We start from the raw sequence: 11,462 nt of genomic DNA on the forward strand, positions 1-11,462 counted from the left end.
ACATCAAACAGCTTCAGATCGATTATCAATCGCAAACTTCAAGCTAATTCCGGGGCTCGCCGCTGCCCCGAGGAGCCAGCTACCGGGGCTGACGCGGCATCGTGCGGATCAGCGGTGGGCGTGACGGGTGAGCTGGTCGACCGGGTCGTGACCGCCGACACCCGAGGCGAATTCTCGGTAGCGCAAGGTTCCGCCCGCATCGCGGGCCAAGGGCGGGGTGTCGCTGCCCGCGCCGTCGCCGAAACCGTTCAGGACCTCCGTGAGCGCTTCCTCGGCGTCGACGCGCGGCGCCCACCCGAGTTCCGTCCGAGCGCGCGTGGTGTCGAGCAGCGGCAGGTGCATCATCGCGTCGAAGAGCTCCGGCGGGGCGGGCAGCAGTCGCAGCCGCCAGCCCACTGCGAGCGCGGCTTCGACAGCACCCGGCGGCACCGGCACCGTGCGCGTACGCAGGATCCGGGTGATCGCCGCGCGATCGATCACCGGCTCGGCGGCGAGGTTGAACGCACCGCGCGCGTTCCCTGTCACAGCCGCCGCGTAGGCCCGGCCGACGTCGCTGCTGTGCACGGCTTGAAACCGCAGTCCCCACGGAAACGGCAACAACGGGAGCGCACCGGGGCGGATCAGCCGGTTCGGCAGCAGCGGGCCGGCGAACAGGCGGCGTTGCTCGCTCGCGGAGGTGTATTGGAATGTGAACGCCGGTCGCATCCGAACCAGGCGGCAGTCCGGGTTGTCACGCTCGAAGATGTCGAGAAGCCTCTCCACATAAGCCTTTTCGGCCATGTAGGCCGCGGCGGGCCAGCCTTCGGTCGGCCAGCTCTCGGTGACGGGATGATCGTCCTCGCGAGGTGAATAGGCACCCACCGACGACGCGTAGACCAGCGCGGGGACGCCCGCTTGCGCGACCGCCTGCATCACCCGGGCGGTGCCGTCGACATTGGTCCGCCACGTTTCGCGCGGTTGATGGGTCGGCTGGAACACCCAGGCGAGATGCACGACCGCGTCCGCGCCGCGAAACAACGACACCAGGTCGGCGTCCCGCACGTCGGCCCCCAGCCAGTCGACCCCGCCGAGGCCACGCTCGGGCTTCCGTCGTGCCATCCCGACGATCGAGGTCACCGCCGGTACCTTGGTCAACGCGTCGACCACCGCCGTGCCGACGTTGCCTGTCGCCCCCACCACGATCACTCGCATCGCACACCTCCTCTACTCGGTCGCACTGTCGCCATACCCCCGCCTCGACAGTCGACACCGATCGCCGCGAAGACACGGCGACCCAGCAAATACTTGACTGATTCCAGAAAACGCGGAAAACTGCGAACGTGCCCACGGACGCGGAGTTCCAGCAGATGCTGCGGGGCGTTTCTGTGCGGGTGACAGCACCGCGTGTGGCGGTGCTGAGCGCCGTGCACGCCCACCCGCACTCCGACACGGATTCGATCATCCGTGCCGTTCGGTCCCGGTTGTCGGCGGTCTCGCATCAGGCCGTCTACGACACTTTGCGCACGCTCACCACAGCCGGCCTGCTTCGATGCATCCAACCGCGCGGCCTGCTGGCCCGTTACGAGGCGCGAGTCGGTGACAATCACCATCACCTGATCTGCCGCACGTGTGGCGCGATCGCCGATGTCGACTGCGCGATCGGCGAAGCGCCCTGTCTGACCGCCTCCGACGACCTCGGCTTCGTGATCGATGAGGCCGAAGTCGTCTACTGGGGCCTGTGCCCCGAGTGCGCGAATTCCGCGCACAGCGAAGCCAACTCCGCTCGCAGCCGGTAACACCCGTCCAGGAAGGAATATCGTGACCTCCGATAGCCGCCCACCCACTCCTGACACCGAAACTCTCAGCAACAGCGAGAGCGAGAACCCCGCGATCCCCTCACCCACCGCGCAGACCGACCACCGCCCCCGCTCCAACAAGGACTGGTGGCCCGAACAGATTGACGTTTCGGTTCTGCACGCACACTCGTCCAAGGCCAACCCACTGGGCGAGAACTTCGACTACGCGGCAGCCTTCGCCGAGCTCGACGTCGACGCGCTCAAAGCCGATGTCGCCGCGGTACTGACCGACTCGCAGGACTGGTGGCCCGCCGATTACGGCAATTACGGTGGCCTGTTCATCCGGATGAGCTGGCACTCGGCCGGTACCTATCGCATCGCCGACGGTCGCGGCGGCGGCGGTCAGGGCGCGCAACGTTTCGCCCCGCTCAACAGCTGGCCCGACAACGCCAATCTCGACAAGGCTCGCCGGCTGCTGTGGCCGGTCAAGCAGAAGTACGGCGACGCCATCTCCTGGGCCGACCTGCTGGTGTTCACCGGCAACGTCGCCCTCGAGTCCATGGGTTTCCAGACGTTCGGCTTCGGCTTCGGCCGACCCGATATCTGGGAGCCCGAGGAAGTGTTCTGGGGTCCGGAGGACACCTGGCTCGGCGACGAACGCTACAGCGGCGACCGTGAGCTGTCAGGCCCGCTGGGCGCGGTCCAGATGGGCCTGATCTATGTGAACCCGGAAGGGCCGAACGGCAGGCCCGATCCGGTGGCCGCGGCACACGACATCCGCGAGACCTTCGCGCGCATGGCGATGAACGACGAGGAGACCGCCGCCCTGATCGTCGGCGGTCACAGCTTCGGCAAGACCCACGGTGCCGGCGATCCGAGCCTGGTCGGCCCCGAGCCCGAGGCCGCGCCGCTCGAGCAGCAGGGTCTCGGCTGGAAGAGCTCGCACGGCACGGGCAAGGGCAAAGACGCCATCACCAGCGGTCTGGAGGTCGTGTGGACGGCCACCCCGACCCAGTGGAGCAACGGCTTCTTGCAGAACCTCTACGGCTTCGACTGGGAACTCACCAAGAGCCCCGCCGGTGCCTGGCAGTGGAAGCCGAAAGATGGTGCGGGCGAAGGACTTATCCCTGACCCGTTCGGTGGTCCCGGGCGCACCCCGACCATGCTGACCACCGACCTGGCACTGCGTGAAGACCCGGTGTACGGCGAGATCACCCGGCGCTGGCTCGAGCACCCCGAGGAGTTGTCCGAGGCGTTCGCGAAGGCCTGGTACAAACTGCTGCACCGCGATATGGGCCCGCTCAGCCGCTACCTCGGCCCGTGGGTGCCCGAGGCGCAGCTGTGGCAGGACCCGGTTCCCGCCGTCGACCACGCCCTGATCGACGAACACGACATCGCCGCGTTGAAGAACACGGTGCTCGCGTCCGGTCTGTCGGTCTCGCAACTGGTCAAGACCGCATGGGCCTCGGCCGCGAGTTTCCGCAGCACCGACAAGCGCGGCGGCGCGAACGGCGCCCGGATCCGGCTCGAACCCCAGCGCGACTGGGACGTCAACGAACCCACCGAGCTGGCGAAGGTCTTGCCGGTCCTCGAGCAGATCCAGCGCGATTTCAACGCCGCTGCCACCGGCGACAAGGCGCTGTCACTGGCCGACCTGATCATCCTGGCCGGCTCGGCGGCGATCGAGAAGGCGGCCGGCGACGCCGGTCATCAGATCACCGTGCCGTTCTCGCCGGGGCGCACCGACGCCTCGCAGGAGAACACCGATGTCGACACCTTCGATGTGCTCGAGCCGCGGGCCGACGGGTTCCGCAACTACGTGCGTCCCGGCGAGAAGGCTCCGCTCGAACGCCTGCTCCTGGACCGCGCGTACATGCTCGACGTGACCGCGCCGCAGCTGACGGTGCTGATCGGCGGTCTGCGTGCGCTCGGCGCCAATTACGGCAGCAGCACGCACGGTGTCTTCACCGACCGGCCGGGCGTGCTGTCAAACGACTTCTTCGTGAATCTGCTCGATCAGGGCACGGAGTGGAAGGCGTCGGAGTCGGCGGAGAACGTCTACGACGGTGTCGACCGGCGAACCGGCGAGAAGCGCTGGACGGCCACCGCCAACGATCTGCTCTTCGGCTCGCATTCGGTGCTTCGCGCGGTGGCCGAGGTGTACGCGCAGCACACAGCGGGAGCGAAGTTCGTGAACGATTTCGTCGACGCCTGGGTCAAGGTGGTCGACAACGATCGGTTCGACCTGCGCTGACCTCCTCTCGCGAGCCCCGGTCGACCCGCCAGGCCGGCCGGGGCTCGTCGCGTTTCCCCCGGCCTCGGTACCCATCCAGGTGTCTGCGCACAGCGAACTCCGTCGGCCCTTGTGGCCCGATCATTGGGAGGATCTGTGAACAGCGAAGTCGACGAGATAGCCATCGCGAGCACCGTCAAAGCCGGCGACCGGGAGATCCTGGTAGAGATCGCCGATCCGAGGCAGGACAACGCGACACAAGGCTGGCAATGCACCTACCGCGTCGTCGGCTCGCGTGCGCACCGAGCCCACGGCCCAGACCGATTGGGCGCGATCTACGCGGCGTTGATCGAGATCCCCGATGCCGCGGCCCGGGCAGGCGCGCAAGTCCGGGCGACCGACTCGAACGATCCACGTGAACCGGTCTTCCCGCGCCGACGTACCGACGACTCCCCCCTGTCGGCGGCGAGGGCCCGCGAGTTCGGCCCGCCGCTGGGGGCCAAGGCTGTGCAGACTCCGTCGGGTCCCGTGGTCATCATGCTCGGCCTGCCCCGCCAAGACCCCGACCGGCCGCACACCTACCTGTGCCCCTTCCGCATCGATGATCGCACCGAGGCCTTCGGCCAGGGAATCGATGAGGTGCGCGCGGTGATCTCGGCGGTCCGCGGGGTGGGATCCATTCTGGGGATCGCGCTGGACTGGCCGTTGCCGAGCACGAACCGACCGGGTGTTCGCGCCTACCTCGGTCGGTGAAATTCGGTTTCACCGAGCAGTCATTGGATAACCGAGGGAGAAGGTCGGTGCTGGCTACCGACACCGAACGAAGGACATACCGGAAGGAACCATTCCATGTTGATGCTCACTCCCACTGCTATCGAGGTCGTTCGCAGCATCACCTCCGGGGGCGGGATACCCGACGAGGCCGGACTGCGCATCTTCTCCGGAGAAGGGGCCGAGACTTTGCAGATCGCGGTCGCCGCAGGACCGGCTGACGACGACAAAGTCCTGGCCGCCGAGGGGTCACGGGTCTTCCTGGATCAGCAAGCCGCCGCCTTCCTCGACGACAAGGTGCTCGACGCAGGCATCGATACCAATGGCCAGAGCACCTTCGTTGTCGCCACTCAGGGCGACGTCGCCCCGGGAACTGACCCCGCGCCCTAGGTCTTCCTGACCCGTAAGCCGTCGATCAGGATCGTCGAGACCAACTCGGCGTGCTGGTCGACGGACTCGGGATCCAGTGGAGACGCCGGATCGAAATGCAGCGCCAGCGGCACCTGACTGTAGGGCGCGGTACCGCCGTGGGTGATCAAGAAGTGCAGCGCCCGCTGCGGCATCGGACGAATGATGTTCTCGGCCATCAGGTATTCGGCCAGCTGCCACAGCCTGCCTTCCGTCGGCCGCACGTAGGTCTCGAAGATGTAGGTGAGCCGCGGGGTGTCCTGACGGCCCTCGAAGTTCATCAGCGCGGTCAATTCCGGGTACCGCGCGGAAACCTTCAGAAACTCCCGCACCGCCAATCGGAGCTGTTCCACGGGGTCGGTGACGGCCGGGTCGAGAATTCCGTCCAGACGCCGGACCACCCGGCCGAAGCCGAAGTCGACAGCGGCCCGCCACAGGTTCTCCTTGCTGCCGAAACGCTGATAGATCAGGTTGTGGCTCGCCCCGAGTTCCTTGTTCAGCGTCCGCAGCGAAACCCCGTCGTAGCCGTGGGTGGCGAACGCGTTCAGTGCCACCTGGAGAATCGTCTCCAACGGCATCGAATCCTCGGCCTTCGGCCGTCCCGGCGGGCGATTCGGCTTGGTGGTCACCATGTCTCGAGTATGCCCGCACCGATGGCCCGGATCAGCGCGGTAGCCAGTGCGTCTGGATCATTACCCGCGTCGAAGATGTAGCGGTCCGGGCGCACGAGAACAGCTTCGACCCGGTGGCGCCGGAACCACTCGGTCAATTCACCGTCGGCGCAGGCGATCTCGTCGCCGAGGACCATGACCCGGCCGTCGAATCGGCGCACGAACTCCGCGTTCACGGCTGCGTGCGGGTGCAGTGACAGCAGGGTGAACTCATTCCCGATCGCCCGGTCCAGTACCGTCGCGACACCGTTGACGGTCACCCGTGGATTCACCATCAGCGTGCCGGACAATGCGTGGGTGCCACCGATCAGACCCGCCCGATAGGGCTGTTTGCGAAGATCGGCGTTCGCGCGTGCCCGCACCAAGGTCTTGCTGTGTCGCAGGGCGAACAAGACCACCGCGCGGCCGACCCGCGCGAAAACGCCCGTGCCGGTAACCAGCCGCCCCACCCGGACCGCTCCCTCGATCACCTCGGCACAGTTGTCCCAGCGTTCCTGCTCGTAGGTGTCGAGCAGCGCGTCCGGCGCGCGGCCCGCGAGCACCGCATCCAGTTTGAACGCCAGGTTCATCGCGTCACGCAAGCCCATGTTCAGGCCCTGTCCGGCGAAGGGCGGCGTCTGGTGGGCCGCGTCCCCGGCCAGCAGCAGCCGATCCGATCGCCATCGCCGCGGCATGCCCGCGTACCACTGATACGGCGCCACCCGGATGATCCGCACTTTAGCCGGGTCCATGTATCCGGCGATGTGCTCGCGCGCTCGCTCGCTCCAATCGGTCTCGCCCTCGGCCGGATCCACCTGGAAGTCGAATCGCAGATGCCGGTGACAGCCTTTGACGAACACCGCGGCCCGGCCGGGTCGGCACATGAATTCCGATCCCTCGCGCAGGGATTCGAAGAACTCCTGATCGTGTACGACGGCGTCGACAACCACCCACGACTGGGAGAACCCGAAGTCCGTGCGTGCCACGCCCATCGATCGGCGCACGACGCTCGACCCACCGTCGCAGCCGACCACATAGTCGGCCCGATAGCGTCGTCCCTGCCCCGACTCGGCGTCGACTGCGTACACCTCGGCGCCATCAGCGACGTTCGCTACGCCGACGACGTCGAATCCGAAGAAGGCCGAGACCCCGACGCCGTGGTCGAACTGCGCGCGCAGCAACCGTTCGAAGGTCGGCTGATGGAACATCCACCCCACCGACAGCCCGGATTCCAGCGGCCGCAGATCGGCCAGCATGCGATGGCGGCCGTCGACGAAGCGGTGGCTGTCGAACAGGATCAGATCGGCGGCCCGCATCTGTTCCAGTACACCGAGATCGCCGAAGATTCGTTCGCTCTCGTCGTCGATCAACATCGCCCGTGGCGCCGCGAACACCTCCTTCTCGCGATCGAAGACCGCAACCCGATAACCCTGCGCCCGAAGACGATTGGCAAGGGTCGCGCCCGTGGGCCCACAGCCGACGACGATGACATCGAAATGGTCGTCGTGTTCCTCGAACGACGCCGGATCGACGCAGACATCGAAACCCATGAGCTGTTCCCCTCCGTTGGCAAGAACATTAAAGTGTCACTTGTCACTTTTACGATCGCCCACTGCCCAACGGCTGTCAAGGGTCAACTCATCGAGGACCCGCTGTTCGCTCCGGTCTCGACGACGACCTCCCGGTGTGAACCGCCAGGTTTCGTGGTGGCGCGGCGTCGGCCCGGTGTCCATACCGCGAGGAGTACGGCCACACCGATGGTCAGAAAGCCCAGAACTGTCGCGGACTGGTGCATGCCGTGAATGAACGCGGACTTCGCGAAATCGGCGAGCGGTTGCGCCGACGGACCCGCGCGCTCCGCCACCTGAAGTGCCGCCGCGAGTGAGTCACCGACCGGTTCGCGCGCGCCCTCGGGGAGATCGGGGAGCACGGGGGCGATGCGCTGACCGTATCCCGCCGCGAGCACACTGCCCGCGATCGCGATACCGATCGCCGCCCCGACTTCGCGGGCGGCGTCGTTGACCGCCGCCGCGACGCCGTGCTTCTCCACCGGCGTGCCGTCGACGATCGCGGCGGTGGCCGGCGCGGTGCACAGCCCGATCCCCGCGCTCATCAGCAGTAAGGGACCGAGTAGATCCAGGTAGGACGAATGAATGTCGACTTGCGCGATCATGAGCAGTCCGCCTCCGATCGCCAGCAATCCCGCGAAGGTGGGGATTCGCAGTCCGATCCGTTCCGCCAGCCGGGGCGCGAACGCGGAGATCACCACCATCGGAATGCCCATCGGGGCGAGCGCCAGCGCCGAGAGCAGTGGCCGGTAGCCCATGATGAGCTGAAGATGCTGCACGATCAGCATGAACAGGCCGAAGGTCACCAGGAACTGCAGCGTCACTATCGCCGTGCCACTTCCGAAACCTCGGTCGGCGAACAGCCGGATATCGATCAGCGGATGCGTGACCCGTTTCTCGATGACGACGAAAGCGAGGGCAAGGGTCAGCCCGATCACGGTCGCGGCGATCACCATCGGATCGAGCCAGCCACGGGCGGGCACCTCGATCGCCGCGACCACGATCGCGCCGATGGCAAGGGCGCTGGTGACCGCGCCGAGCGGGTCCATCGCGGGCCTGGACGCATCCACCGATTCGGCCACGGTGAACGCCGCCACCGAGAGCACCGCGCCCGCCACGGCCATGCCGACGAAAATCGAAACCCAGGACCAGCTTTCGATCAGGATCCCCGATCCGAGGATGCCGAGGATCGCGCCGACGCCCGCGACTCCGGCCCACAGTCCGATCGCACTGGCTCGTCGTTCCGCCGGGAATCCAGCGGTCAGCAACGACAGCGTGGACGGCATCACCAGCGCCGCGCCGACCCCGGTGAGGGCCCGCGCGGCGATCAGCCAGGTCGGGGTGTCGAGTATCAGCGGTGCGGCCGAAGCGAGCGAGAAGATCAACAGGCCCACGATGAGGACCACCCGCCTGCCGTACCGGTCGCCCAGTGCACCCGCCGGCAGGACGAGACAGGCCAGCGCCAGGGTGTATCCGTCGACGATCCAGGTGAGTTCGGCTTGACTGGCACCCGTTGCCGCCGCGATCTCGGGTAGCGCCGTGTAGAGCGCCGCCATCGAGGCGGTGACGAGAATGACCGCCAGACAAGACAGGGTGAGCAGCCAGCGCTGGGCCGCGGACAGTCGCGCCCGTCCGGTGGGATCCATCGGGTCTCCGATACTATTAGTATTGCTACGCTACAACTTGTAGCACAACTACGCGACAGGAGATAGGCCGATGGGATGGCCCGCCGGAAATGACGACGTCGAGGTCGACCCGCGCAGGGCCCGCTCACGTGCCCGCCTGCTCGATGCCGCCGCCGCTCTGTTGCAGGCCGGCGGCTTGGAGGCGGTGACCATAGAGGGCGTCACCAAGTTGTCGAAGGTCGCCAGAACCACCCTGTACCGGCACTTCGACAACGCGATGCAATTGCGGGCCGCCACCATCGAACGTTTGCTGCCGCCGGTGCTGGAGACTCCGCCGCACGGCCCACTGCGAGACCGCCTGATCACTTTGCTGGAGCGTCAGGCCGAGGCGATCCGAGATGCGCCACTGCAGGTGTCGACCTTGGCGTGGCTGGCGACCGGCTCGGAGCGCGACACCGACAACCCGGCCATCACCTCACTCAGACAGCGCATCATCGACCAGTATCGGGTGCCGTTCGACCAGGTACTCGATACGCCGCAGGCTCATCAGCAACTGGGCGAATTCGATACCTTCTTCGTTCTGTCGCAATTGGTCGGTCCGCTCGTTTTCGCCAAGCTCATCGGCTTGCCCGCGTCGACTCCGCCCGATTGCGCCCGCCTCGTCGACGACTTACTCGCCGCACGTGCCCGGACGTCAGCCGGCGATGGGCAGTAGCGCGGCCAGCGCGCGTAGCGCCGCGAGATAGTCCTCGTTCAACGGCTGGATCGCGACGTGGTCGGCGCCCGCGTCCAGGTGCGCTACCAATCCGGCGGCGACGTCGACGGGTGTGCCGTTGACGGCCAGGATGTCGATCAGCCGATCGCTGCCCGGCTTGGCGATGTCGTCCTCGGAGAAACCCATGCGACGCAGATTGCCCAGGTAATTCACCAGCCCCAGATACATCGAAACCGTGCCCCTGGCGAGCTCGCGCGCCCGTGCCGCGTCGTCGTCGACGACTACCTTCTGTTCCGCGACGAGGAGTGCGTCCGCGCCCAGGGTTTCACGGGCGATGCTGGTGTGCTCCGGCGGGGCGAGGTAGGGCAGCGCGCCCGCGGTCCGGTCGCGGGCGAGCTTCAGCACGCGTGGCCCGAGCGCGGCCAATGCCCTGCGCTCCTTCGGCACACCCGCGGCGTCGAGTTCGTCCAGGTAGGCCACGAGCGCGTCGTACGGCTTGACCGCCCCCGCACCGTTGGACTCCCGGTGGCCCACCCCGATGCCGAGCAGGAAACGGCCAGGAAACCGCTGGTCGATGCGGTGAAAGGACTCGGCGACGGCCTCGGCCGGTGCCGTCCAGATATTCACGATGCTGGTACCGACGGTCAGCGACTCGGTCGCCTCCAGCAACGACTCGACCACCGGCAGATCCGCCGGCGGCGAACCGCCCAGCCACAACGCGCCGAATCCCAGCTCTTCGAGCTCGCGGGCCGCCGCGGGGGTGAACCCCGTGAAATAACGCCACACACCGAATTTTCCGAGTTCATCAATGGCCATGCCGGAGGCAACCTCGGTCTCGCCGCGACTATTCCGAGGCCGAGACGTCCCGCTCGCCTTCGACTTCACGCAGGAAGGACTCGATGAGGTCGATGACGTCGGCGTGGCCGGTGTCGACGTCGAAGGCTTCTTCCATGCGCAGGAAGCGGGACACGCTCGACATGAGGAGCACGAGGGCGCCGGGGGTGTAGCCGGCGGCGTTGTCGCCGTATTCGGCGAACACCGCGGTCACGGCATCGAGTTGGAGCGCGCGGAATCGCCGGGAGGATTCCGAGATCTCGGCGCGAATCGCTTTCCGATGGTTTGCCAGCGCGACGAATTCCATCGTCAAGGCGGTGTGCGACTGGTCGTGGATGGCTTCCCACAGCGCCCACAGCGGCTGGGCGGATTTCAGCGCCAGCAGTTGACGTTCGTAGCTGCGGTCGGCTCCTCGCCGGAACAGTTCGACGAACAGGTTGTCCATGTTGCCGAAGTAGTAGTAGACCAGCGCGGGGTTGGCCTCGGCGCGAGTGGCGAGACGCCGGGAGCTCACGGCCGCGTAGCCCTCTTCCAACATGATGTGCTGGGCCGCGTCGAGTAGCGCGGATCGGGTGCTGGAGTCCTCGGTGCCTGCGTTGCGCTCGGGCTTCACTCGGAGACCTTTCTGTTGCGCGGCAGGCGCGAGGCCTACCGCGTGGGTCGGCTGTTGGACGCCCGGCGGTGCTGCGGTTCAACAGTTTACGGCGACGTGGGGCCGTTCATCGGCGGCGAGGCCGGTTCGCGGATCGACTCTTGACAGTCGTGACCGTCGTCACGTATATCTTAATCACTCGCTCAATTTGAGCAGTCGATTAAGGCCTCCGAGCAGGCCATGAACGGTCATCCAGGGCCGGCATACGGCATGCCAACGGCAGCCCACCCC

General features: G+C 66.8%; 11 protein-coding genes. 5 read left to right on the plus strand and 6 right to left on the minus strand.

Features of this window, described 5'->3' with window-relative positions; all coding sequences use genetic code 11:
- Window positions 1-108: 108 nt before the first annotated feature.
- Window positions 109-1,191: an NAD-dependent epimerase/dehydratase family protein gene (locus ACWZHB_RS13290; RefSeq protein WP_427908239.1), complete on the minus strand. Its 1,083-nt coding sequence runs from the start codon at window positions 1,189-1,191 to the stop codon at window positions 109-111.
- Window positions 1,192-1,346: 155 nt separating this feature from the next.
- On the opposite strand from ACWZHB_RS13290, the gene ACWZHB_RS13295 reads away from it, so the two are divergent.
- The 4 genes from ACWZHB_RS13295 (at window position 1,347) to ACWZHB_RS13310 (ending at window position 5,169) form a co-directional block, all read left to right on the plus strand.
- Complete coding sequence (locus ACWZHB_RS13295) at window positions 1,347-1,775, plus strand: Fur family transcriptional regulator (protein ID WP_427909156.1); 429 nt, start codon at window positions 1,347-1,349, stop codon at window positions 1,773-1,775.
- A gap of 22 nt (window positions 1,776-1,797) precedes the next feature.
- Window positions 1,798-4,029, plus strand: a complete 2,232-nt coding sequence (gene katG, locus ACWZHB_RS13300; protein WP_427908240.1) for a catalase/peroxidase HPI — start codon at window positions 1,798-1,800, stop codon at window positions 4,027-4,029.
- A gap of 135 nt (window positions 4,030-4,164) precedes the next feature.
- Window positions 4,165-4,761: a hypothetical protein gene (locus ACWZHB_RS13305; protein ID WP_427908241.1), complete on the plus strand. Its 597-nt coding sequence runs from the start codon at window positions 4,165-4,167 to the stop codon at window positions 4,759-4,761.
- Window positions 4,762-4,857: 96 nt separating this feature from the next.
- Window positions 4,858-5,169, plus strand: a complete 312-nt coding sequence (locus tag ACWZHB_RS13310) for a hypothetical protein (protein ID WP_427908242.1) — start codon at window positions 4,858-4,860, stop codon at window positions 5,167-5,169.
- On the opposite strand, the gene ACWZHB_RS13315 is transcribed toward ACWZHB_RS13310, so the two are convergent.
- From ACWZHB_RS13315 to ACWZHB_RS13325, 3 genes are all read right to left on the minus strand, one after another.
- Window positions 5,166-5,819: a TetR/AcrR family transcriptional regulator gene (locus ACWZHB_RS13315; RefSeq protein WP_427908243.1), complete on the minus strand. Its 654-nt coding sequence runs from the start codon at window positions 5,817-5,819 to the stop codon at window positions 5,166-5,168. The genes ACWZHB_RS13310 and ACWZHB_RS13315 overlap by 4 nt on opposite strands.
- On the minus strand, window positions 5,813-7,387 hold the full coding sequence (locus ACWZHB_RS13320) for a bifunctional 3-(3-hydroxy-phenyl)propionate/3-hydroxycinnamic acid hydroxylase (protein WP_427908244.1): 1,575 nt from the start codon (window positions 7,385-7,387) through the stop codon (window positions 5,813-5,815). Before ACWZHB_RS13320 ends, ACWZHB_RS13315 begins: the two co-directional genes overlap by 7 nt.
- A gap of 83 nt (window positions 7,388-7,470) precedes the next feature.
- A complete protein-coding gene (locus ACWZHB_RS13325) occupies window positions 7,471-9,051 on the minus strand; it encodes an MFS transporter (protein ID WP_427908245.1) in 1,581 nt (526 codons plus the stop codon).
- Window positions 9,052-9,121: 70 nt separating this feature from the next.
- Between ACWZHB_RS13325 and ACWZHB_RS13330 the strand changes: the two genes are divergently transcribed.
- Window positions 9,122-9,745 carry a TetR/AcrR family transcriptional regulator gene (locus ACWZHB_RS13330; RefSeq protein WP_427908246.1) on the plus strand — a complete coding sequence of 208 codons (624 nt, stop codon included), beginning with the start codon at window positions 9,122-9,124 and terminating at the stop codon, window positions 9,743-9,745.
- Here ACWZHB_RS13330 and ACWZHB_RS13335 read toward each other — a convergent pair.
- Entirely contained in the window at window positions 9,725-10,561 is an 837-nt protein-coding gene (locus tag ACWZHB_RS13335; protein WP_427908247.1) for an LLM class F420-dependent oxidoreductase, read from the minus strand. The two genes, ACWZHB_RS13330 and ACWZHB_RS13335, sit on opposite strands and share 21 nt — an antisense overlap.
- Window positions 10,562-10,589: 28 nt before the next feature.
- Window positions 10,590-11,192, minus strand: a complete 603-nt coding sequence (locus ACWZHB_RS13340; RefSeq protein WP_427908248.1) for a TetR/AcrR family transcriptional regulator — start codon at window positions 11,190-11,192, stop codon at window positions 10,590-10,592.
- Window positions 11,193-11,462 lie beyond the last annotated feature (270 nt).

The sequence above is a fragment of the Nocardia sp. FBN12 genome (assembly GCF_054031145.1).